Below are 24,295 nucleotides of genomic sequence, written 5' to 3'. Positions count from 1 at the left end.
GCCTCGGCACGTCTGCGCCCAACGTCGTGGCGGCGGGATGCACCACGCGTGCGAGCCCCGCCACGCCCGCCCTCTGCTGCCTTCTCGGGCAGGATCTCCATAGGCCTCGCGACCGCCTCGCCCGGCCGCGAACCGGCCCGGTCCAACCCGACGTTTGCGGGACTGCGCCGGGACCTCGCCGCCGCTGCTGCTCAGGCGCAGTCCCGCAAACGCCTATTCATTGGGCCCGCGTTGGGCCACGTCGGCGAGCGATCCGGCTGCGGATCAGACAGAACATATTGAAATTATTGATCTTTCGTCCGCCTCCGCCTCGTCGTCGCAGAAATCCTGGCGGGATTTCCGCCCCGCGGATCAGCGCCCCCGGCGCACCACCCGCGCGATCTTTCGGGACAGCGCGTCCGGGGCGACCGGATAACGCGCCACGTCGGCGGCGCCCGCCGCGACGAGCGCGTTCATTCGGTCCGAGGAGAGCCCGGCAGCGCACACGACGGCGCGCACGCCAGGCGCCGCGCGGCCGATCACCTCGAGCAGCGCGCACGCGCCCTCCACGTCGGCGCCGGCGTCGATCACCGCCACGCCCAGCCCCGCCTCGATCAGCGCTGCGGCGTCCGGCACCTCGGCGAGGTGGATCCCCTGCGCGTCGAGCCCGATCTCGCACGCCTCGCTGAGCCCCTGCCCCGCCGGCGTCAGCCGGAGCAGCGCGACGGTCCGCTCCGGCACGGGCGCGAGCTCCGCCGTCTCGCCCTCCGGCCAGGCCTGCGCCCGCTCCGCCCGGTCGCCGAGCGGCGCGCCCGCCTTGCGCGCGGGCAGCCGCCGCGCCTCGGCCTCCCGCGACATCGCCTCGTCGAGCCGCGACCGCGCCGCCGCGGCGCTCTCCGGGCGCTTCTCCGGCAGCTTCGCCAGCAGATCCAGCCGGAGCCGCTCCAGGAGCGGCGGGACCGGCGGAGCCCCGGGCGGCCGCCGCAGCGGCGGCGGGATCGAGAACATGTGCATCGCCATGAGCTCGACCGCAGGGAGGCCGACGAACGGCGGCGCTCCCTGGAGCAGCGCCGTGAGGATGCAGCCGCACGCGTACAGATCGGTGCTCGGGCCCACCGCGAGCGAGCGGCACTGCTCCGGGCTCATGTACTCCGGCGTGCCCGCGACCATGTCCTTCGAGGTGAGCGTCGGCCCGGCGTCGAGCGGGTCGTCGAGGTGCGCAAGGCCGAAGTCGACGACCTTGGCGACGCGCTCCCCGTCCTGCTCGGCGAGCAGAACGTTCTCCGGCTTGAGGTCGCGGTGGACGATGCCGCTCGCGTGCGCGGCGCCCACGCCGTCGAGGATGTCCGCGAACAGGGCCGCGACCTCCGCGAGCGGCAGCAGCTCGCGCGACGCCCGGAGCAGCGCGCCGAGCGACTGCCCCTTGAGCAGCTCCATCACGAGGTAGATCGAGCCGTCGCCGCCGTCCTCGTCGCCCCCGAGGTCGAGCACCTTGACCACGTTCCGGTGCACCAGCCGCGACGCGGCGCGCGCCTCGCGGAAGAACCTCCGCCGGCTCTCGGGGAGGATCGCGACGTGCGGGTGCATCGTCTTCACCGCGACCGGAACGCCGAGGAGCACGTGCTCCGCCTCGTAGACCTCCCCCATCCCGCCCGCGCCGAGGAGCCGCACGAGGTTGTACTTCCCGCCAAGGACCCGCCCGACGCGCGTCCGCTGCCGCGCGCCCTCGCCGGGATCATCCGAGGCGAGCGTCTCCGCGGCTGCAAAGGGGTCGGCGCCCGGTCGAGGCGCGGGCGCCCGCCCGTCCGGCGCCCGTTGGCCCTTCAGCACGGTGCGGTCCGGGTCCCCGGCCGGCGGCGGGCGCTCGCCGTCGCCCGCGCTCACGGCGGCGCCTCGCGGAAGCCCACCGCGATCTGCCCCATCACCAGGCCCTCGCCCTCGTCGCGCCACGGGCTCACCCGCACCGACAGCGCCCCGAAGAGCGCGCCGCCCGCCTCCACGCCCGCCGACAACCCGCCAAGCACGTCGTCCGCCCTGACCTCCCGGTGGACGAGGTGCAGATCCAGCGCGCCGTGCAGCCGGAGCCACGGCGCCGGATCCGCCGTCGCCCCCGCCAGCAGGAAGCCCTGCACGTCCGGCGTGGCCGGCTCCCCGCCCGCCGCGCCGTCGCCCGCCGCAGCGCCGTCGCCCGCGCCCACCGCCGCGCCGTCGCCCGAGGCGCGGATGCGGGCCCCGGCATCCGCGACCCACGTGAACCGGCCCGCGGCGCCGCCGAGCGCGATCCCGGGCTCGATGCGGACAGGCGGGCTCCCGTCGGCCATGGGCACGCCCAGGCGGAGCGTGGGGCCGAGCTCGAGCTCCGAGCGCCCGAGGCGCAGGACGCGCAGGCGCGCGCCGAACCAGCCGGTGCTGCCCACGCCCGCGCCGTCGCCCTCACCGGCCGGGTTCGAGCGGAGCGCGACGTCGAGGCCCAGCGGGCCGATCGCGCCGCTCGCGCGCACTTGCCCCGCGGCGACCCAGCCGCCCCCGGAGCGCGCCGCGGCCGCGCCGACAGCGGCGACCGAGGGCGGCGTCGGCGCGAGCCAGAGCCCGTCGGCCACCCCGGACATCGGGAGGAGCGGGAGGTACGCGCCCAGCACGGGCGCGGCCGGGGGCGCAGGCGGAGGCGCGGCTCGCGGCGCCTCCGGCGCGGCGGGCAGCTCGGCGTCGCTCGTCGCGATCACGCCGCCGCGGCCGTCGGCGACGTCGAGCCGGACGCGCAGCGGCTCGCCGGGGCGCAGCGCCTCCCGGGGCAGCGGGATCCGCGCCGTCAGGGCGCCGCCGCGATCGCCGCCGGCGAGCGCGACGGAGCGCACCCCCCCCGGCAGGTGGGCGACGAGCCGCGGCGCCACCCGCCGTCCTACGTCGACCCCGGCGAGCCCCTCGAGCTCGACCCGGGCCTCGAGCGCCGGCCCGCCCGGCGTCGTCGTCGTCGTCGTCGACGACGACGACGCGCGCGAGGCCGAGACCACCGCGCCCACCTTCGTGTACCGGACCGGGAGCGACGTGGCCGCGTCGCTCCCACGCTCCGCCGCGGCGCTGCCCCGCTCGCGCAGCCGGAGCGCGCGCGGGGCGCGCTGGAGCAGATCGATGCGCTCGGGGACGGGGCCGAACGGGCCGTCGTCGAGCGAGAGCTCGAGCGCGGGAGACGGCGTGAGCTCGATGATCCCGTACGGGTTCGCGGTGATCTCCTGCGCCCCCGGCACGACGCCCCCGGCGGCCCGCGCGGCGACGAGGTGGAACCTGCGCACCGCGCCCACGCCGAGGTACTCCTCGCGATCGACGACCCGGACCCGGAGGAAATAGGCGCCGGCCGGCATCTTCTCCGCGCGGAACGACAGGACGTCCGGCTTCACCTCCTCGCGGGCGATGAGATCGTTGAACTCCGCGTCGCGCGCGATCTCGACGCGATAACCGGCCGCGGCCGGCGCCGGCTTCCACGACGCCGACAGGACGCCGAGCCCCTCCGGGGCGAGCGCGATCTGCGCGGCGTCCGCGGTCGTCCACTCGACAGGCGCCGGCAGCGGGCGCGGGCGCGCGGGCGGCGCCTTGCCAACGAACCGGGTGCCGTGGTCCTTCGGGACCACGACGGAGAGGCCGCCCGACGTGACGCCCGCCTTGCCGTCGAACACCGCGACCGTCGTCCGCTCCCCGCGCCGCTGCACCACCGTGTCGCGCGACGACGCGCTCACGCGGCCGCCCCCGCTCGCGGCGACCTCGACCGACTGTCCCCGCAGCGCGGCGAGCGCGGCCTTCACCTCGCCGTCCGCGAGCTCGACGGCCGCGGGCGGCGTCTTCGATACCCGCGCTCGGCTCGCCGTGCCGTAGATGACGACGAGCGTATTCGGCGCGAGGAGCACCCGAGTCCGGTCCACAAACTCGATATCTGCCCTCCCCTCATCCAGCGTGTTGACGCTCGAGTTCGTGAGCAGCGGCATCCCCTGAGCCGCGGGCGACCAGGCGCCGCCGGCCGGGCGCGCGCGCACGTCCGGGTGCATCGACCGGAGCTTCGCGTCGGGGATCGACGTCACCTCGGCCGGGAGGACCAGCGTGAGCCCCTCGGCGAGCGTCGTGCCCGGGCCGCACGCGACGCGGTTGTACCGCTGGATCAGCGCTGCATGCTTGGACGAGCCGTAGAGGACCGCCGCGATGTCGTCGCACGTCTCTCCCGCCTGCACGCCCCATTGAATGACCGCCTCCGGATATCCGGGCGTCGGCTCTCCGGCGCTCGCCACGCCGACGGATCCAACGTGGATCGCAGCGTGGCTGGCGCAGCCGAGGAGCACCGCGATAGCGACAGACTGGCCATTTGACGGTGCCACGCCGGTGGCACGCTACCGGATCGAGATCGGCGTTGCAAGGGACCAGGCAATAGGATACGAGCAGACCGATGGCGTATTGGTCGGCGCGCGTCATCGCGCCCCTCCTGGCCTCCCCGCTGCTCGTCGCCGCGGCCACGGCTTCCATGCCGGCCGCAGCGCAGGAGGCCACAGCGCTCGACAGGCTCGCTCCCGCGCCCGCGGGCGACGGGCTATCCACTGTCCCTTCTGCCGGCGTATCGGGGGAGCTCCGGCCCGCGGTCGGACTTCTGTTCTCCTATTCTCATCAACCGCTCAGCCTGCGCGGGACCGCGCCTGCCGGCTCGGTAACGTGGGTGGGCCGGCAGGCGATCCTCCACGCGCTCGCGAGCGTCGAGCTCCTGCGCCGGATCAAGCTCGATCTCGACGCGCCGTTCGTGCTGGAGCAGGGCGGCGCGTCCGGCGCGCTCGGGGGCATCCGCGTCACGGCGCCCGCGGGCGGCGCCACGCTCGCCGATCTGCAGGCGGGAGGAAGGGTGACGCTGCTGCCGCAGGAGGGGCTCCGGCCGGCGGCGGCGCTCGGGCTCTCCGTTTGGCTGCCGACGGGAGACGAGGCGGCGTTCGCCGGCGCGGGCGCCGTGCGTTATGCTCCGCGGGTGATCGTGGGGGCCGAGCACCCGGGCTTCCGCTGGTCGGCCTCGGCGGGGGGCCGGTTCCAGAAGACCTCGTCGGACAGCCTGACGGGCAGCGAGGTCCTCTTCGCCGCGGGCGCCGGCGTCAGCAAAGGCCCGCTGCAGCTCGGGTCGGAGCTCTCCGTCTGGGCCGCCGCCGGTGAGGGTTCGGCGCTCGCGGTCCCGGGCCGCGCGGGGGCCGAGCTCCTCCTCACCGCGCGCTGGTCGCTCGGCCCCCTCACGCTCGACGCGGGCGCGGGCCCCGGCTTCGGGCGGCTGCCCGGCATACCGAAGGCGCGCTTCTTCGCGGCGCTCGGCATCGCGGCGGACGTCGTTCCGTCGGCGCCCCCCGCCGCCGCCCCCGCGGCCATCGCCGGCGCGTCCGCCGCGACGAAGGGCGCTCGCGGCGCGGCGCGGGCTGCGCCTCCGGCCGCCGACTTCGACGGGGACTCGGTCCCCGACGCGGAGGACGCCTGCCCCCGGGTCATCGGCGAGGCGCGCCCGCCGGCCGCGGCGGCGGGTGCCCGACCGGCGTTCCGCCGCGGCTGCCCGCCGGACCGGGACGACGACGGGATCTACGATGTCGACGATCGCTGCCCGGACGTGCCGGGGGTCAGCAGCGCGGCCGCCGACGCGGGACCGGGCGGCGCGGGATCCGGGCCCACGTCCGCAGCCCCCGCGAACGCGGGGTCCCAACCGGCGTCGAAGCACGGGTGCCCTGCGGATACGGACGGCGACGGCATCCCGAACGCCGAGGACGCCTGCCCCTACGAGCGCGGCAAGCCGAGCGAGGATCGCGCGACGCACGGCTGCCCGTTCGCCGTGCGCATCGAGGGCTCGCAGATCGTGATCCTGCAGCAGGTCCAGTTCCGGACGGGCAGGGCCGAGATCGAGCCGGAGAGCTTCGAGCTGCTCTCCGAGGTCGCGGCCGTCCTCGAGGAGCACCCCGAGATCGCCCGGGTCGCGGTCGACGGCCACACGGACAACCAGGGCTCCGCCCAGGCGAACCTGAGCCTCTCGCAGCGCCGCGCGCTCGCCGTCGTCGCGTGGCTGACCGCGCACGGCATCGACGCCCGCCGCCTCGAAGCGCGCGGCTTCGGCGCGCGCCGCCCCCTCGCCGACAACCGCACCCGAGACGGCCGGGCCAAAAACCGCAGGGTGGAGTTCCAGATCCGCAAGCGCACCGACGAGGGCGCGGCCGGCTGGAGGGACGGCCCTCTTGAATGACGCGTCGCCCGCGGAGGCCTCCGCGTGAGGGCGTTCTCGCTCAAGACGAAGGCGATCGCGCTCTTCACGGCGATCGCGCTCGTCCCCGTGGCCGTCGCCGTGACGCTCCTCACGGACGTGAACCAGCGCGCCGTGCGGACCTCCGAGGAGAGCTTGCAGGCGTCGATCCTCTCCGAGGTGGCCTCGGCCTCGATCCAGCTCGTCCGGGATGTCGAGAGCGATGCCGTCGCCGCGGCGGCCATCTTCGGCCACGCCGCGAGCGGCGCCATCCGGGACGAGGACGCTGTCGCCTCGGTGCGCGCCCTCGTCGCGACGCGCGCGCTCATCGACGCGGTGCGGCTCGAGGTGCCCGACGCGGGGATCAGCACCTTGATCCGCAAGGCGTCGTCCGACGCGGACGTGCCCGCGGCGCCGGCTGCGCTGCGCCGGCTCGCCGACGAGCGCGGCGTCGGCTTCGGCGTGATCGGGCCGGCCCGCGGCCTCCTCGTGGCCCGCGTGCGGCCCGCCGGCGACGCTGGCGCCGCGCCGGGCGCAGGCGCAGGCGCCGCGGCGCCGCCTCCCCCGGGCGGCCCGGCCGGCTACGTGGTCGCCGAGGTGGCGCTCGACATGCTCGGACGCGACCTCGAGGTGATCGCCGGGCGCCGCTTCGGGGGCCGCGCCGTGCGCCTGCTCATCGCGGGCCACGACCGCCGGGCGATCGCGGCGTTCGGGGTGCCCGGTGTCGCGCCGGGCAGCGACGCCTCGTCCTTGCCGATCTGGCGCAACCTCCCCCCGGGCGCGGGGTTGAACGACAGGATCACCGTGCTCGCCCCGCACGACGAGGGCGGCCGGCAGATGATCGGCGCCATCGAGACGGTGCCCGACCTCGGCTGGGCGGTCGCGATCTGGCGGCCGGAGCCGGAGGCCTTCGCCGCGCTCGACGAGATGCGGCGCCGCGGCCTCGCCGTCGCCGCGGGCGCGCTCGTCCTCGCGCTCGCCCTCGCGCTCGTCACCGCCCGCCACGTGACGCGCCCGATCCTGCACCTCGTCGCGCAGGCGCGGCTCATCGGCGCCCGGCGCTGGCGCGAGATCGCGCTCGGCGAAGCGCTGCGGGGGCGGCGCGACGAGATCGGCGAGCTCACGACATCGCTCGGCCGCATGGCCCAGGACCTCGAGCAAGGCGAGGCGGACATCGCCCGGGAGGCGAAGCTCCGCGGCGATCTCGGCCGGTTCATGGACAGGGCGGTCGTCGACGCAATCGTGCGGGGCGAGCACCCGCTCGCCCTCGGCGGCAAGCGGGCGGCCGTGTCGGTGCTCTTCGCCGACGTCGTAGGCTTCACGCCGCTCGCCGAGTCGCGCGACGCCGAGCGGATGGTCGCCCTCCTCAACGAGCTCTTCTCGATGCTCACCGAGATCGTGTTCCGGCACGGGGGCACGGTCGACAAGTTCATCGGCGACTGCGTCATGGCCGTCTGGGGCGCCCCGATCGCGCAGGAGGATCACGCGCGCCGCGCGCTCGCGGCCGCGGAGGACATGATGCGCTTCCTCGAGACGGCGAACGAGGAGTGGCGCGAGCGGTACGACGTCGAGGTCCGCCTCGGCGTGGGCGTGAACTCCGGAGAGGCCATCGTCGGCAACATCGGCTCCGACAAGCGGATGGAGTACACCGTGATAGGCGACGTGGTGAACGTGGCCTCGCGGCTCGAGGCGATCGCGGCGCCGAACCAGGTGCTGGTCTCCGCGGCGACGAGGGACCTCGCCGGCGACGCCTTCCCGCTGCGCGCGCTGGGCGAGCGCAACCTCACGGGGCGAAAGACGACCACGGCCGTGTACGCGCTCGATCCGAACTGAAGAGGGCCCAGCGCGCCCGCGCCCGCCAGCGCATGGTGGGACTTCCCCCCGCCCTGCCGGAAGGATGGCACCGCTTCCGTCATATTGTGAACGTTCACAAATATCGTCACTTCCAGCGACGACATCGACGCCGCGCAGCAAGGCGCACCTCGCGCGATCGCGGCGCCGGCGCCCACCCTCTTGACGCAGCGATCCGGAGGAGCTCGCCGGCCCTGCCCTCCCTCGGCCTCGCGGAGCGGCACGGGCCGGTCGATTGGCATTGACCTCGGCCATGTGATCGTTCACATTTGGTTCAAGGGGTATCCTTTTACTTCGCGCATGAGCGGGTCGCCCTGCGCGCCGCGCCCTTCGTCATCCAATCGAGTTCTTGTCGATTCCAGAGCTCCGTTCGCCCGACCGCCGCGAAAGCGATGGCCGAGCGATGGTGCTTGGTGTTCTTACCGAGGGTGAGCCGCCGGAGGACACCGCAGACCTCGTCGATTCGACGGGGGTCGAGAAATCCTCGGTACGGTCCGCCGGGTCACCCCGTCGCGTCATCGGAGAGCAAGATGAAGAAGCCGTCCTGGCATGAGCTCCGTTTCTCAAGAGAAGGCGCCGCCATTTGCGCGCTCGCATTCGCGGCCGCGTGCACGGGCGCGCTGGGTGACACGACGAAGGGCGGTGGGGCATCCTCTGCCGGAGGCGACGGATCACCGACGGACTCGGGTGTCGGCAGCGGCGGATCACCGACGGACGCGGATCCCCCGCCGTTCCAGCCCGCGGCCGGGATGTTGCGCCGTTTGACGAGAACGCAATTTCGCAACGCCGTGCGCGACGTCTTCGGCGTGGAAGTCAATATCAATGACCTCGACGCCGACAGCTGGAACGGGAATTTTGCGGTCATCGGCGCATCGACCGTCGTGACCTCGGAGCGAGGCGTCGAGCAGTACCACGCGGCCATCGAGAGCGCCGTCGACGCGGTGTTCGCGGATCGCGCGAAGCGGGACCAGTTCATCGGCTGCGCGCCCAGCGGCGCGGAGAACGACGCTTGCGTGCGTGGCTTCCTCCAGACGCTCGGGCTTCGAGCGTGGCGCCGCCCGCTCGAGGCCGCCGAGCTCGACCGGCTCGCGGCCGTCGCCGCGAAGGCCGCGACCGAGCTCGAGAGCCCCGTCGAGGGGGCCCGCTGGGCGACCGTGGCCCTCTTCACCTCTCCGAACTTCCTGTATCGCCCGGAGCTCGGGGCGCCGAGCGCCGACGGGTCGCTTCGCTTGACGGGCTACGAGATGGCGTCCCGGCTCGCGTTCCTTTTGTGGAACAGCCTGCCGGACCAGGAGCTGCTCGACGAGGCCGCGAGCGGGGCGCTCGGAACGGTGGAGGGGATACGCGCCGCGGCGACGCGGCTGCTCGAGACGCCTGCCGGGCGCGAGGCGGTCGGCGCCTTCGCCGAGGAGTACATGCGGCTCGATCGGATCGGCACGCAGGCAAAGGACTCGGGGCTCTTTCCGGAGTACAACCCCGCGCTGCAAGCGGCGATGGTCCGCGACATGCGAGGCACCTGGGAGGTCCTCGCGTTCGACGATCAAGCGAGCGCGCTCGACCTGTTCTCGACCACAAAGGTCGTCGTCAACAGCGACCTCGCCCAGCTCTACGGTCTCGACACCGCCGGCCTCGGCTCGGGCGCCTTCGAGATCCGCTCGTTGCCCGCGGACGGCCCGCGCATCGGGATCCTCAGCAAAGCGGGCTTCCTCTCGCAGTTCGCGAACCAGAAGGAGGGCTCTCCCACCCTGCGCGGCAAGTTCATGCGTGACGCCCTCATGTGCACGCCCATCCCGCCGCCCCCGGGCGACGTCGCTCTCGAGCTCCCGGAGCCGCCTGCGGACAAGCCCCTCACGAAGCGTCAGCGCCTCGAGATCCACCGGACCGAGCCCGCCTGCGCAGGCTGCCACTCGTACATGGACCCACTGGGCCTGCCGCTCGAGACCTTCGACGCGATCGGCCGCTTCCGCACCACCGACCACGGCCTGCCGATCGACCCGAGCGGCGAGTTCGACGGGCAGCCGGTGGCCGACGCGCGCGCGCTCGGCGTGACCCTCAGCGCGGACGCCTCCGTCGCGGAATGCCTCGTCCGCAAGTACTACATGTACGCAGCGGGGCACGAGGAGAGGAAGGTGGACGCGAGCGTGCTCAACGCGCTGACCGCCTCGTTCGAAGGGTCGGGGTACAGGCTGCGCGAGCTGGTCCTCGACGTCGTGACCAACGACGCTTTCTCGTCCGTCGCCCCCCAACCCTGATCGCAGGTACCCCAATGACGAACAAAGCCTTGAACCGACGAACTGTTCTCCGGGGGATTCTGGCGACGGGCGCCGCCGTCACGATCCCGCTCCCCCTGCTCGAGATCATGCTGAACGAGAGCGGCACGGCGCTCGCGCAGACGAAGACCCCGGTCTCGCCGCTCTACGTCACGTGGTTCTTCGGGAACGGCACGCTTCCCGGTCGCTGGAAGCCGACGCGCACGGGCTCCGGTCAGGCCTGGGACCTCAGCCCGCAGCTCCAGCCCCTCGCGGACCTCAAGTCGTACCTCACGGTGATCAGCGGCCTCGAAAACAAGCTCGTGGTATCCGGCGCCGAGCACCCCTCGGGGTCGGCGGGGGTCACGACCGGCGCGCCGCTCAGCGGGAACGCCGTGCGGGCCGCCTCCATCGACCAGGTCGTCGCGGACGCCATCTCGGCGGGGGCGCCGTACCGCTCCCTCGAGGTGGGGGTGACGCCGGCGACGCCGAACGGCCCTCAGGACTCGCTGCACACGGTCTCGCACAAGGGGCCGAACGCGCGCAACAACCCGGAGTTCGATCCGAAGGCCGTGTTCAATCGACTGTTCATGAGCGGCTTGCCCGAGCCCAGCGACGACGGCGCGGCTCAGGCCACGAAGATCGCGAACGTCCGGAAGAGCGTGCTCGACTCCATCCTGCAGGACGGCGCGAGCCTGAAGGAACGGCTCGGGGCGGCCGACAGGCATCGTATCGACGAGCACCTCGAGTCGATCCGGGCCATCGAGCAGCGCCTCGAGACCATGTCGTCCGGAGGCGGTTCGACGTCAGCGTGCAAGAGCCCGACGGCCCCCACCGCCGGAAAGGATGCGCGGAGCGAGGCGCCCCCCGACGTGAACGCCGCCATGGTCGAGCTCTCGGCGCTCGCGCTCGCGTGCGAGAGGACCCGCGTGCTCTCGTTCATGTTCTCGCTGCCCGCCGCGCACGTCTACTACCGGCACCTCGCGCAGGACATGAACGACGACTTCCACGACACCATCTGCCACGGAGATGCCGGGGACCAATCGAGTCAGCCTCGCGTCGACAAGGGCGTGATCTACACGATGCGCTGCCTGAACGAGTTCTTGACGAAGCTCAAGAACACGCCGCACGGCAGCTCGAACCTGCTCGACAGCTCGCTCGTGTACGTCACGTCCGACACCGCGTGGGGCAAGGTGCACACGAGGACGGAATGGCCGGTACTCTTCGCGGGGAAAGCCGGAGGGCGGCTGCGCGGCGACGAGCACCACAACTTCCCCGGCGACAACCTGAGCAAGGCGCTCCTGACGGTCGCCCAGATCATGGGCTTGCCGATCAAGGAGATCGGCATCGACGCGGGGCGGGTCACGTCGCCGCTCGCGGGCATCCAGGTCTGACCGCGCCAGCGCGCGCCGCGATCCCGCGGACGATGGAGTACATGCACCGCATGCTTTCTCGACACGCTCCCTTCTTGCACGTCACGCTGGTCCTCCTCGCATCTGCCGCCTTCCTCGCCTGCGGCGACGACGCCGACACCTCCTCTGCTGGCAGCGGCGGCGCCGGCGCTTCTGGCGGCGGCGCCGACACGACCAGCAGCGGCGCCGGCACGACCAGCAGCGGCGCCGGCACGACCAGCAGCGGCGCCGGCGCTTCCGGCGGCGGCACCGGCACGGCCAGCAGCGGTCAGGGCGGGTCCGGCGGCCAGCCTCCCGCGGACCTCGTCGAGCCCGGCGATCCCGGGCCGGGTGATGTCACCTTCACCGTGCGCGCCGATCGGGACGTGCGCCCCATCAGCCGGCTCATCTACGGCGCCAACTGGGCCGAAGACCTGGACGGCGAGCAGCGCGGCACCACCGTCGTGCGCATGGGCGGCAACCGCATGACCGCGTACAACTGGGAGAACAACGCCTCCAACGCGGGCTCGGACTACATGCACCAGAACGACGCGTACCTCGTCGACAACAGCCCGAAGGGCGATGTCCCCGGGGAGGCGGTGCGCATGCACGCCGAGGGCGCGCTGGGGCACGGCGCCGCCTTCATCGCGACCATCCCCATCTGCGGCTATGTCGCGGCGGACAAGAACGGCGGCGGCGACGTCAACCAGACCCGGAATTACCTCGAGACCCGCTTCCACCCGACGATTGCGCGCAAGGGCGCTCCCTTCTCCTCGTCGCCCAATCTCAACGACAACGCCGTGTACCAGGACGAGTTCGTCGCCTGGATGAAGCAGGCCTTCCCCGGCGCCTTCGAGGGCGACGTCGCGAGCGTGCTGTTCTCGCTCGATAACGAGCCCGACCTCTGGAATCACAGCCACGAGCGCATCCACCCGGAGCCGGTGCGCTACGCCGAGCTCGTCGACAAGAACATCGAGTTCGCGTCCGCGATCAAGGACGTCGCGCCCAACGCGCTCGTCACCGGCTTCGTCTCCTACGGGTATTCGGGCTATGTCAGCCTCCAGGACGCGCCCGACGCGGACGGCAACTTCATCGAGTACTGGCTCGACGCCATGAAGGCCGCCGAGACGAGCGAGGGGCGCCGCCTGGTCGACGTGCTCGACCTGCACTGGTACACGGAGATCTACGCGAACGGCGAGCGCCTCACGGGCTCCGACGCTTCCCCCGCGTCGGTCGAGGCCCGCGTGCAGGCGCCGCGCTCGCTCTGGGACCCGACCTTCGTCGAGGACAGCTGGATCGCGAAGGACGTCGTGCGCGGCCCGATCAAGCTCATCCCCTGGCTCCAGGGCCTCATCGACGCCCATTACCCGGGCACCGCCCTCGGCATCACCGAGTACAATTACGGCGGCGGCAACCACATCTCCGGCGCGATCGCGCAGGCCGACGCCCTCGGCGTCTTCGGCCGCGAGGGCGTGTTCCTCGCGACGATCTGGGATCCCGGCGAAGAGGTCTCGATGCTCCGGGCCGGCGTGCGCGCCTTCACGAGCTACGACGGGCAGGGCGCGCGCTTCGGCGATACGTCCGTCCGCGCCGAGACGAGCGACGTCGCCAAGGCCACCGTGTACGCGAGCATCGACGAGGCCGATCCGAGCCGGATGGTCCTCGTCGCCATCAACAAGACCGCGGCCCCGCTCACGGCCGCGGTGACCCTCGCCGCCTACGAGAGCTACACGGCCATCGACGCGTGGCAGCTCACGTCCACCAAGGCCGATCTCGTGCCTGCGGATCCGATTGCGCCGCGCGCCACGAACGCCTTCACCTACGCGATGCCGGCCCACAGCGTGTCGGTGCTGGTCCCCCGATAGTCGCGTCCCCCTCGTCCGGAGCGTCGTCGAGACAAGCCCCGTCGAGGAATGCGGAGACCCGACACGGGTTGGACAAGCCGCATCGCCGCGCGAAGGGCCCGAGCGAGCGAGCCGGGGTGGCGGGCGCTGGGCCCGAGGGTCGAGAAGCCTCGCAACAGGGAGAAGTTCGCGAGATTCAGACGACCGCCCACGGCGCACCGCGCGATGGTTTGCCCCAGCGCACTGTCGAGCGTTTTGTTTGATGGAAACGCCGCGCAGCGCCCACCCACCGGCATGACGTCTCTTCGCGCTGGGCTCGGCGGCGTCACCATGGTGGTCACGCTGCTTGTCGTGGGTTGTGGCGGATCCGGCAGCGATCCGGGCGGCAACGGCGGCTCCGGAGGCAACGGTAGTCAAGGCGGCTCCACAAGCAACAGCGGCTCCGGGGGCGAAGGCCCCATGGCCGAGCTCTCCGCTGAAGCCGGCTTCATCGAGATCCCGGGCTCGCCAACGCTCGGCCTGAACTGGCCCGCGCGCATGTTCTACTCGTTCCAGCCCGCTCAGGAGCACCCCGACGAGGCTCCCCTCATCCTGTTCTTCAACGGCGGCCCCGGCGCCGCGACCACCAGCGTCCTGCTGCCCTATGGGACCGGGCCGTTCACGCTGGATCCAGACGCGCCCGCCGACACCGCCCCGCGCGCGAACGCCGCGTCCTTCACGCGCTTCGCGAACCTGCTCTATGTCGACCCCCGCAGCGCAGGCTTCTCCTACGAGCTCGCGACCGTGGACCCGGCGTCGGACTGCTACAGAGACGTCCCCCTGTACGTCGCCGACGCCGCCGACTTCGTGTACGTGCTGCTCGAGTTCCTCGAGGCGCACGAGCCGCTGCGCGACAACCCGGTGGTGATCGCCGGCGAGAGCTACGGCGGCACGCGCGCGACGATGATGCTCTACATGATGCAGAATTACGCCCGCGACTCGGACAGCCTCGAGCTGATGGACAGGCCGCCCTCCTGGCTGAAGGACAAGATGCAGGCGCACCTCGACGCGGCGTTCCCGGCGCGCGCCGGGGCCGCTCGGGAGCCCGTGCAGGTCGCCGAGCAGTTCGGCTGGCAGCTCCTGATTCAGCCCAGCCTCTACGGAGCGGAGCAGAGGATGTACGAGGCACCGCTGGCGAGGCAAGACCCGGATTTCGCCGAGTACTTCGTCAACCCGGAGGTGTGGGACGGGTACGATGTCCGCCGCACGTCCGAGGAAGGAGCGCTCATCAAGGAGCACGCCTATCACGCGATGCGTACCCCCGAGCACCTCGAGACCTTGCTGGGCGTAGACCTGACCGAGGTCGCCGGGCTCGCGCCGCCGGGGCGGGAGCCCTCCTTCCGCTACTTCGAGAGAGACGATCCTGCGGAGATCGCGGCGAGCGAGAGCAGCCTCCGCGCCGAGCTCGGCGAGCTCGACGACACCGACGCGTACTGGCTGCCCTCCACGCGGCCGTGCGGGAGCTACGCCGGCGATTACCGCACCCTCAGCGCGTTCACGAGCCTCCTAGAGCGCACCGCGACGTTCATCACCAACGCCCGTTACGACGCGGTCGTTTACACCGAGGCCTTGCCGGTATTCCTGAGCGAGTACTCGACCTTCACCGTCGACGTCGACAGGTCGCTGCCCGCGGGCGCCGCGCGCCCCGGCGTCGTTCGCCTCACGACCGACACGACCGAGAGGTCCTTCCGCTTCCCGGCCTACGAGTCGGGGCACAAGGTCTCCGTCGACGCCCCGCGCGAGCTCGCCGAGGACGTCGAGGCGTGGCTCGCCGAGACCGGCGCTACCGCCGCAAGATAACGGCACGGCCGCCGCGAGGCGGATCGCTGCGCGAAGAAGCCTGGTGCGATGAAACGTCACGGCGCGCGCCGTACACGCGGGTTGAGCTGGACGCGCAGACGGCTCCCGGCCCGCCACGGCAGCGTGGACCGCGCTCCCGTCAGATCGCCGGCGCTCGGTAGCCGCCGAGCTCCCGCTCGATGTGGCCGGCCAGGGCGAGGACGACATCCTCGCGGAAGGGGCGGCCGATGATCTGGACGCCGACCGGCGTTCCTCGCGACGAGGTGCCCGCGCGCACGACGACCGCCGGCCACCCTGTCATGTTGTAAGCGAACGAGTAGCTGAATCCTGCGTAGACTCCGTGCTCGACCCACGCATCGTGGGGCAGCGCCTCGAGGACACACGGCGGGCAGACGATGGCGTCGACATCCTTCATGAAGCCGAGCATCCGCCCCCGCCACGCGTCCAGCCGCTCGACTGCCGCGGTCAGCTCCCCGCTCGACAGCGGCTCGCTCGCGAGCGCGGCGTCCACCTCGGCGCCGGGGTCCGTGGTTCCGGCCAGATCCAGGAGCCGCCTCAACCAGGCGCCGCCGTCCGCCCGGAAGATATCTGCGTCTATCGTGAGCACGTCGCTCAGCGCGTCGGGCTTCTTCGACTCCACCCGCGCGCCGCCCGCCTCCAGCGCCGCCGCCGCGTCCACCACCGCCTGGCGCACCGCCGCGTCCGGCGCCGCGATCCCGTTGTCGGTGTGCATCGCGATCCGCAGCTCCCTGAGCTGCACGTGCTTCGGGTCGCCGAGCGGCGCCGGGATCAGCGCCGCGTCGCGCCAGTCGGGCCCCGCCAGGACGCTGAAGAGCAGCCAGAGATCGTCGACCGAGCGGGCCATCGGCCCGAGCACGGTGAACGATTGGAGCAACCCCTCCGCCGGCACGATATGGCCCGTCCGCGGGATGCGGCCGGAGGTCGGCTTGAGCCCGGCGATCCCGCAAAAATGCGACGGCACGCGGATGCTCCCGCCGGTGTCGCTCCCCACGTCGAACGGCGAGCCGCCCGCGGCCACGATGGCGCCCGCCCCCCCGCTGGAGCCGCCCGGCGACAGGTCGAGGCCGTACGGATTGTTGGTGCGCCCGTAAACCGCGTTGTTCGTCTCGTACGACCACGTCATCTCGGGCGTATTGCTCTTGCCCAGCAGGATCGCGCCCGCTTCCTTGAGGCGCCGGACCACGGTGGCGTCCTCTTTCGGAACGAAATTCGTTCGCCCGGCCGTCCCGCCGGTCGTCACCACGCCGGCGGTATCGATGGAATCCTTGATCGTCATCGGCACGCCGTGCAGCGGGCCGAGCGGCTTGCCTCTCGCCAGGGCCTTGTCCGCCGCCCGCGCCTCCGCTCTTGCCTCGTCGGCGCGGAGCTTCACCACGGCGTTCAGCCGCGGGTTGATCTGCGCGATGCGCGCGAGGTGCGCCTCCACGACCTCGAGCGACGACACCCGCTTCCGGCGGATGAGATCCGCCAGCTGCCCCCCTGTCGCCCGCGTGAGCTCCGACAGCGCCTCTGCCGCAGGCTCCTCGACGGGCGTCATCCCATCGCACGCGCCCGACAAGGCCGCCACGCTCCCGGCGAACGCTCGCAGGAAGAAGCGGCGCGAGATCTCCCCTGTATGCCCGGCAGCGCCCGGGTCATCGACGTTTGCCGATTGGGTCATACTCTCCTCCCCACGGGAGCGTCGTGAGCCAGTGTCGCACGGCTCGCGAGACGCACGCCGCGATTCGTCACGTCCAGCCTATGCCTTCACGGGAAACGAGCTATTGCACAGCAGGATACCGGCAATTGGTGGCGCGTTGGCCACAGTCGTCCCGCGTGGAACGAGGAAACGATGCGATCCCGGGGTATCACGCGGCGATCGCCACGCCCACCTCGGACGACCGTACCCTGATGCACTCCGCCCGCCCCTCGTGCGACGGCTACACGATCTCGATCGTCGATCCACGCATCGAAGGGGCCGACTTCGCCCCGCGGCTCCTGGCCCATCTACGGCGCTCAGCGCGCGCGGTTTCGGCGCCGACCGTGTCTTCGACGATCCGTGAAGGAACCCCGCGTCATGTTGCCCCCCGGTACCCACCCGGCCATGCTCTCCATCGAACCGCCGGATCCTCACCTCGTCTTCCGTCGAGCTCGCAGCTTTGTGCGCGCCGCTCGGCTGTCTCCTGGTCTGGTTTCGGTCGCCTGAGCAGCTGTCGCTCAAGGCACTTGCGACCGGCATCATCGTCTCTGTCGAGCTCGCGACGGTCACCGGTGGGCCCTGCCGCAGCAACATCTTCCTGACCTCGCAGCGAGGCCAGCAGATCCTCATCGTGAAGTTCACGGCCGCCGTCTGCCGCGTCGGAGCACCTTGCCTCTCGTCGGGCTCGTGGCGGAGCGTGAATGTCCTGGTCATGCCGGGCACCGAAGGCGGCATGATCAGAGACCCTGAGCAGCTTGTTTCAGTACCATCCAGGTCAGGCGGCGGTGTCTCGGCAGCGTTGATCATCGCGGTGGTCCTCACCTCCACGGCGTGCGATCTCGTGGTGCGCGGGGGCGGCGGCGCCGAAACGGGCGGCGGCTCCACGACCGGTGATCAGGGCGGCGGCGCCGGTGCCGTCGGCAGTGGTGGTGGCGAGAGCGGCAGCGGCGGCGAGGGCGGCGGCATCGGACCCAGCGGCAGCGGCGGCAGCGGCGGCAGCGTCGAGCCCGGCGGCAATGGTGGCGCGAGCGGCAGTGGCAGCGGCGGCGCGGGCGGCAGCGCGCCAGGCACGTGCGTTCCGGGCACGGTCCTCACCTGCTATACCGGCCCCGTCGGGGTCGCCCACATTGGACAGTGCGTCACCGGGACGCAGACGTGCCGCTCCGACGGGCTGGGCTACGGCCCCTGTACGGGAGCGGTGACGCCCGCCGAGGAGATCTGCGCCACACCGGTGGACGAGAACTGCGACGGCGAGCCCCATTGCCGGGGGCTCCCGCCGTGGGCGCGAGGGTACGGCGGCCCCGGCGACGACGAGGGTCTATCCATCGTGAGCGACGCCTCGGGCAACTACTACGTCGCGGGCGATTTCGAAGGGACGGTCGACTTCGGCGCCGGCCCCCTCACCAGCGCAGGGGGCTCCGACATCTTCTTCCTCAAGCTCGATCCCTCCGGCTCGGTGATCTGGAGCAAGCGCTTCGGAACCGAGCACGACGATGAGAACGCCACCATGACCGTCGACGGGAGCGGGAACATCGTCCTCGCCGCAATCTACAACGGCGGTCCCGGACATGCTTCGGCGCCAGGTCCGGATTTCGGCGACGGGCCCCTGCCGTCGAGCGAACAGCCCTCGGTCATCGGGGCCACGTTCGACCACGAAGGCAACCACATCAAGAACACGGGCTTCGAGGTCGAAGCGGGCAGCTGGGAGCTCAAACAAGTCGCTGTCAACGGCGACGGCGATGCATACATCCTCTATGACAGCGGCGGCATCATCGGGTTCATGAGCTTCACGGCCGGCTTCTTTCGCGGGTGGGGCGAAGTGTATCCCTATGATTATCCTGACGCCAGGGCAGCAGGCTTTGCGGTCGATGGCGCTGGCAACGTGATCGTGGCGGCCGAGGTGCATTATGGCCGTACGGACTTCCCTCCATTCGAGCTGATCGTCGCCAAGTTCAGCTACTACGGTGCGCTGTCGTGGCAACAATCGTTCCCGTCGAGCTCGACCGACAGATCCGCCGTGCCCTTGGCCGCGTCGGTGGTGGTCAACGCGGCGGACGAGATCCTCGTGACGACCTTCACGGACGGAACCATCGATTTCGGCGGCGGCGTGCTCGCCCGTGGGGCTGCGCTCGTGAAGCTGGACGCCGGAGGCCAGCCTCTCATGAGCCGTTCTGTTCGCTTCGGCGACGAGATCACCCTCGATCCCTCAGGCGGCATGTTCGTCGCCGGGCACGGCCTTGCCAGGCTCGACGCGAGCGGGTCGGAGACCTGGTCGGTCGACTTCGATCCTCTCGCGAAGGACATCGCTGTCTCTCCGAACGGCGCCGTGGCCGTCACCGGGAGCGCGCTCGCGCCGGCGGACTTCGGGGCCGGCCCGATCCCCTACGCAGCGGGTCGCGACATCTTCGTCGCCATGTTCAGCCCGCCCTGCGACAGCGGCGAGTGGGACTGCGAGACCGCGGGCAGCGGCGAGGGCGGCGGCGGCGGCGCGGGCGGCGGCGGCGGCGGCGGCGCGGGCGGCGGTGGCAGCACGGAAGGCACGTGCGTGCCGGGCTCGGTCCTCACCTGCTACACCGGCCCCGTAGGGACCGTCGGCGTCGGGCCGTGCGTGACAGGTACACAAACGTGCCGCTCCGACAGGCTGGGTTACGGCCCCTGCACAGGTGCGGTGGCGCCCACCGAAGAGCTCTGCGCCACCCCGGTGGACGAGAGCTGCGACGGCGTGCCTGATTGCCCCCGGCTCCCGCCGTGGTCGCGGGGATACGGGGGGTCCGGCGACGACCTGGGGCTGTCCATCGTGAGCGACGCCGCTGGCAACTTCTACGTCTCGGGTAGCTTCCGGGGAACGGTCGACTTCGGCGCCGGCCCCGTCACCAGCGCAGGCGGGTCGGACGTCTTCTTCCTCAAGCTCGATCCCGCAGGCTCGGTGATCTGGAGCAAGCGCTTCGGGACCGAATACGACGACGCGAACGCCACCATGGCCGTCGACGGAAGCGGCAATATCGTGCTCGTCGGGGTCTATGACGGTGAAACTCTCACGCCAGGTCCGGATCTCGGTGGGGGTCCCCTCCCGCCCGTTCTCGATGAGGGCACGCTGTTCGTGGCCGCATTCGACTCCGATGGCAATCACATCTGGAGCAACGGCTTCCCAGGCAGGCTCGGCACCTCGGGCTGGCCCTGGATGGTACAGCAGGCTGCCGTCGATGGCGCCGGCGATGTGTACGTGCTCCACGTCGTCGATGAAGGTTATCGGCTGGTAAAGGTGGGCGCCGGAGGTACCGCCGTCCTCTGGACAGCCCACCTGCAAGGGATGTACAACTATACACTGGTCAATGGAGCGGGACGCATCGCGCTCGACAGCGCTGGCAACGTGCTCGCGGTGACCCCGAGCTTCGATACGGGCCTGCCCCCGTGGCCGACATTCAACGTCACCAAGCTCGCCCCGGCGGGGGCCGTGCTGTGGGAAAAGCTGTTTCCGTCGATGGCGACGTACCCCCTGGCGGCGGCCTATTCGGTGGCGGTCAACGCGGCGGACGAGGTCCTCGTGACGGGCCTCACGGACGGCACCGTCGACTTCGGCGGCGGCGCGGTGGGGGGGTCCGTGCTGGTCAAGCTCGACGCAGCAGGAGAGGTGCTCTCCAGCCACACGATCAGCGCTCCCTTCCACAGGATCTCCCTCGATCCTGCCGGCGGAATATTCGTCGCCGGGCCCTCGGGGCTCGCCAAGCTCGACGAGGACGGGACCAAGCTCTGGTCGGTCGCCTTCGACCCGCCCAGCAGCGATTCACACGACCGTTTCGTGGAGGACATCGCCGTGTCTCCGAATGGCACGGTTGCGATCACCGGCAGCACGCGCGCGCCGGTCGACTTCGGGACCGGCCCGATCCCCTACGCAGCGGCGACCGACATCTTCGTCGCCACGTTCAATCCCTGACGACCTCGCTTCTCCGCCTGCAAGCCAGCCTCGCGGAGCGGGAGCTTGAACTCCCTCGCTCCCCGCTCCGCGAGGTCAGTCGCCGGTCGTAGCTCAGGGCTCGCTCGCGCTCGAATCCCGCGGCGTGCTTTCCGTGCTCGTGTGTCTTCATCCTACCTTCTACTTGGCCGACGGTCGCTCGGTCCGCCTGCAGCGGGGAGTAGCGTCGTTCGTGCCGTCTCGACAGGGCACGGCTTTCGATCCGACGGGCGGGGCTTTCTGTCGCGACCCCCGGCCTCCGGGCAGCCCGGCGCAGGTCCCGCGGTCGAGGCTTGACATTTTGAGTCGGCTTGGATTTCCTTCTCCCTTGGGGAAACTTTGACGTGCAACTTTTTATCTGGACGTCGCCGCGCCTCGCCTGAGCCGGCGCGCGTCCGCCTGTAAGCCTGGGAGCATGGATCTATTCCAAGTCTCGGCAGCGCTGCTCTCGCTCGCTGCGATCTTCAGCTTCTTCAACCATCGGCTCCTCAAGCTGCCGACAACGATCGGGTTGATGCTGATCGCGATGACGACGTCCCTCGTCATGGTGGCCATCGGAGAGCTGTTTCCGGAGGTGGAGGCCGAGGCGAAGGAGCACCTCCATGGCATCGACTTCAACAAGACGCTGATGCAGGGGATGCTCGGTTTCCTCCTGTTTGCCGCCGCGTTGCACGTCAACCTGGCGGATCTGAAGAAGCAGCGGGTCGTCATCGGCGTCCTGGCCACCGGGGGTGTGCTCATGTCCACGGTGCTGGTGGGCGGCATGACCTACGCCCTGATGACGCTGATGGGCGTGCACATCCGGCCGGTCTACTGCTTGCTCTTCGGCGCGCTCATCTCCCCCACCGATCCCATCGCGGTGCTCGGGGTCCTCAAGCACGTGGGGGCGCCCAAGGAGCTCGAGATGAAGATAGCCGGAGAGTCGCTCTTCAACGACGGCGTGGCGGTGGTGGCGTTCATCGGGCTCCTGGAGATCGCGTCGGGGACGTCGGGCCTCGATCTGCAGCGGCTCTCGCTGCTGTTCGTCCAGGAGGCGATCGGCGGCGTGCTGTACGGCCTCGCGCTCGGCTTCGTGACGCTCGCCATGCTCCGGCAGGTCGACGACTACAAGGTCGAGGTCTTGCTCTCGCTGGCGACCGCGGCGGGCGGCTATGCCCTGGCGTACGCGATCCATGTCTCCGGCCCCATCGCCATGGTGGTGGCCGGGCTCTTCATCGGGAACGAGGCGCGCGCCGGCGCCATGAGCGAGAAGACCCGCGAGCACCTGGACGACTTCTGGGAGCTGATGGACGAGATCCTGAACGCGGTGCTGTTCGTCTTGATCGGCCTCGAGCTCTTGATCGTCGCCTTCGACGCCCAGTCGCTGCTCGCAGGGCTCCTCGCGTTTCCTGTCGTGCTGCTCGCGCGGTTCATCGCGGTCGCGCTGCCGGTGAGCCTCATGAAGAGGCGCAGGGTCTTCACGCCGGGGGCGATCCGTATCCTCACGTGGGGCGGCCTGCGCGGCGGCGTCTCGGTGGCCCTCGCGCTCTCCATCCCCGGAAAGCTCGCGGACGGCACGCTCGTTCCGGAGCGCGAGATGGTGCTGACCATCACCTATGTCGTGGTGGTCGTCTCCATCGTGGTGCAGGGCCTGACCATCGGCCCATTGCTGCGCCGGACGCTCGCCGCCGCCGCCGAGCCGGAGGAGCCGCTCCCCGTGGAAGCCGCCTGAACGACCTGGAGAAGCGCCGCTCGCCCGCGACGGCGCTCAGTGGTGCACGGCGTTGATGATGCCGTCGAAGAACTCGGTGCAACCGACGTTGTCGAGCATGCGGTTCCAGCCGAGCTCGTCGAACGGCTGCGGCAGGCCGTGGTTGGTGAGGAGGACGCCGATGATCTCGAGATCCGGATCGACCCACATGAACGTGCCGGCGCCGCCCGCCTTTCCGTAGGCGCGCGGCGACAGGCGCATGCCGCCGTTCGAGAAGCGCCGTGTCCGGAGCTCCCACCCGAGGCCCTTCGGGGCGAGGAGCAGGTTGTTGATGGGCGACGTGTCGGTCGCCGCCTCCGTCACGTAGGGCGTGTTGTTCTTCTTCATCTGCCGGACCAGATCGGGCCGCAAGACCTCGGCGTTGCCGTAGGCGCCGCCGTTCAAGATCATCTGGCAGAAGACGGCCACGTCGAGCGCCGTGGTGAACACGCCGTCGCAGCCGGCGACGCCGCCCAGCGCGAAGTCCTGCTCGTCCTGCACCTGGCCCCGCACGAGGCAGCCCCGGCGGGCGGAGTACCCCGTGGCCGCGACGCGCTCGACGAGCTCCGGAGGCGGGTTGTACATCGTGTCGCTCATGCCGAGAGGACGCCAGATGCACTCTCTCGCGATGGCGTCGAGATCGTCCCCCGCGGCGGCCTCGATCATGCGGCCGAGGAGGCGGTACGTGAGATCGCTGTACAGCGCCGATCTGCCCGTCGCGTATTCGAGCGGGGTCTCGGCCATGATGTACCAGGCCGTCTCGACGTCCTCATCCAAGCACTGGTTGTCCAGCGGCAGACCGGACGAATAACGGAGCATGTCGTAGACGGTGACAGCCCCCTTTCCGTTGGCGGCGAACTCCGGCAGGTACCTGGCGACCGGCGCGTCCAGCCGGATCACGCGCTCTTCCACGAGCGCGAGGGCCGTCGCCGCGGTCGAGAGCACCTTGCTCATCGACTGGACGTCGAAGATCGTATCGAGCGTCACCGGCTCGTCGGCGCCGGCGACCTTGCTGCCGAAGGCCCTGTGACCCACGATGACCCCGTGCCGGGCGACCAGCGCCGTGGCGCCGGGAAACAGGGCGTCGTTCACGCGGCGCTGGATCCGCGCGAAGACGTCCTCCAGCCGCTCCGAGCTCATGTTCACGTCCTCGGGCCGCCCCGTGGTGAGCGTGGTCGAGCAGGCGCCTCTCCATGGGTCCGAACCGAGCGCGGGCGCCGCGGCGGCCACCGAGGCGATCTGGGTCATCCCTTGCAAGAACGTCCTGCGGTTGACCGCTCGTGGTTGATCGATCATGGCTCTTCCCAACCTTGCTTTCATGAAGAACGAATCCTTCCACGGCGTTTGCCCCCCGGAGGGCCGGAGGCGCATTCAGCGTGGGCGTCTGGCGTGAAGGCTCGCAATATGTACGCCAGCGTGACCTGCCGTCTCCCCTTCGAGCTGCACCGCCAAAAAGAGCTTCCACCTGGCCGCTGGTTTCAGCTGAGAGGTCCGGCGCGTCCCCTCCAATGGAGTTGGCACGACTGGAAT

12 protein-coding genes are annotated in these 24,295 nt (G+C 71.2%); 8 read left to right on the top strand and 4 right to left on the bottom strand.

Features of this window, described 5'->3' with window-relative positions:
* Positions 1 to 351 precede the first annotated feature (351 nt).
* Together WMF19_RS08375 and WMF19_RS08370 are read right to left on the bottom strand one after the other, a co-directional pair.
* The gene (locus WMF19_RS08375; RefSeq protein WP_437898608.1) at positions 352 to 1,863 is read right to left on the bottom strand and encodes a serine/threonine-protein kinase; all 1,512 of its coding nucleotides are present in this window, start codon (positions 1,861 to 1,863) and stop codon (positions 352 to 354) included.
* Positions 1,860 to 4,253, bottom strand: a complete 2,394-nt coding sequence (locus WMF19_RS08370; protein ID WP_437898607.1) for a FecR domain-containing protein — start codon at positions 4,251 to 4,253, stop codon at positions 1,860 to 1,862. Before WMF19_RS08370 ends, WMF19_RS08375 begins: the two co-directional genes overlap by 4 nt.
* Before the next feature lie 155 nt (positions 4,254 to 4,408).
* Between WMF19_RS08370 and WMF19_RS08365 the strand changes: the two genes are divergently transcribed.
* The 6 genes from WMF19_RS08365 (at position 4,409) to WMF19_RS08340 (ending at position 15,385) form a co-directional block, all read left to right on the top strand.
* Complete coding sequence (locus tag WMF19_RS08365) at positions 4,409 to 6,214, top strand: OmpA family protein (RefSeq protein WP_437898606.1); 1,806 nt, start codon at positions 4,409 to 4,411, stop codon at positions 6,212 to 6,214.
* A gap of 24 nt (positions 6,215 to 6,238) precedes the next feature.
* Positions 6,239 to 8,044 carry an adenylate/guanylate cyclase domain-containing protein gene (locus WMF19_RS08360; protein WP_437898605.1) on the top strand — a complete coding sequence of 602 codons (1,806 nt, stop codon included), beginning with the start codon at positions 6,239 to 6,241 and terminating at the stop codon, positions 8,042 to 8,044.
* Between the two features lie 779 nt (positions 8,045 to 8,823).
* Positions 8,824 to 10,314, top strand: a complete 1,491-nt coding sequence (locus tag WMF19_RS08355; RefSeq protein ID WP_437898604.1) for a DUF1592 domain-containing protein — start codon at positions 8,824 to 8,826, stop codon at positions 10,312 to 10,314.
* Between the two features lie 29 nt (positions 10,315 to 10,343).
* Positions 10,344 to 11,705 carry a DUF1552 domain-containing protein gene (locus tag WMF19_RS08350; RefSeq protein WP_437898603.1) on the top strand — a complete coding sequence of 454 codons (1,362 nt, stop codon included), beginning with the start codon at positions 10,344 to 10,346 and terminating at the stop codon, positions 11,703 to 11,705.
* A gap of 50 nt (positions 11,706 to 11,755) precedes the next feature.
* Complete coding sequence (locus WMF19_RS08345; protein ID WP_437898602.1) at positions 11,756 to 13,567, top strand: glycoside hydrolase family 44 protein; 1,812 nt, start codon at positions 11,756 to 11,758, stop codon at positions 13,565 to 13,567.
* Positions 13,568 to 13,840: 273 nt separating this feature from the next.
* Positions 13,841 to 15,385: a S10 family serine carboxypeptidase-like protein gene (locus WMF19_RS08340; protein ID WP_437898600.1), complete on the top strand. Its 1,545-nt coding sequence runs from the start codon at positions 13,841 to 13,843 to the stop codon at positions 15,383 to 15,385.
* 139 nt (positions 15,386 to 15,524) lie between these two features.
* On the opposite strand, the gene WMF19_RS08335 is transcribed toward WMF19_RS08340, so the two are convergent.
* Entirely contained in the window at positions 15,525 to 17,066 is a 1,542-nt protein-coding gene (locus WMF19_RS08335; protein WP_437898599.1) for an amidase, read from the bottom strand.
* A gap of 478 nt (positions 17,067 to 17,544) precedes the next feature.
* Between WMF19_RS08335 and WMF19_RS08330 the strand changes: the two genes are divergently transcribed.
* A complete protein-coding gene (locus tag WMF19_RS08330) occupies positions 17,545 to 21,018 on the top strand; it encodes a hypothetical protein (RefSeq protein ID WP_437898598.1) in 3,474 nt (1,157 codons plus the stop codon).
* 433 nt (positions 21,019 to 21,451) lie between these two features.
* Positions 21,452 to 22,747, top strand: a complete 1,296-nt coding sequence (locus WMF19_RS08325; protein WP_437898596.1) for a cation:proton antiporter — start codon at positions 21,452 to 21,454, stop codon at positions 22,745 to 22,747.
* Between the two features lie 36 nt (positions 22,748 to 22,783).
* Here WMF19_RS08325 and WMF19_RS08320 read toward each other — a convergent pair whose 3' ends face one another.
* Positions 22,784 to 24,085, bottom strand: coding sequence for a serine hydrolase domain-containing protein (locus WMF19_RS08320; RefSeq protein WP_437898595.1), 1,302 nt, complete (start codon positions 24,083 to 24,085; stop codon positions 22,784 to 22,786).
* Between the last annotated feature and the right edge of the window lie 210 nt (positions 24,086 to 24,295).

It is taken from the genome of Sorangium sp. So ce124, from assembly GCF_051525235.1.
Lineage (GTDB): Bacteria > Myxococcota_A > Polyangia > Polyangiales > Polyangiaceae > Sorangium > Sorangium atrum.
This window is presented reverse-complemented; position numbering and strand designations above follow the sequence as displayed.

Coding starts and splice junctions, on each gene's coding strand:
- WMF19_RS08365 (WP_437898606.1), top strand. CDS start 4,409: ATGGCGTATTGGTCGGCGCGCGTCATCGCGCCCCTCCTGGCCTCCCCG.
- WMF19_RS08345 (WP_437898602.1), top strand. CDS start 11,756: ATGCTTTCTCGACACGCTCCCTTCTTGCACGTCACGCTGGTCCTCCTC.
- WMF19_RS08340 (WP_437898600.1), top strand. CDS start 13,841: ATGACGTCTCTTCGCGCTGGGCTCGGCGGCGTCACCATGGTGGTCACG.
- WMF19_RS08335 (WP_437898599.1), bottom strand. CDS start 17,066: ATGACCCAATCGGCAAACGTCGATGACCCGGGCGCTGCCGGGCATACA.
- WMF19_RS08325 (WP_437898596.1), top strand. CDS start 21,452: ATGGATCTATTCCAAGTCTCGGCAGCGCTGCTCTCGCTCGCTGCGATC.
- WMF19_RS08320 (WP_437898595.1), bottom strand. CDS start 24,085: ATGAAAGCAAGGTTGGGAAGAGCCATGATCGATCAACCACGAGCGGTC.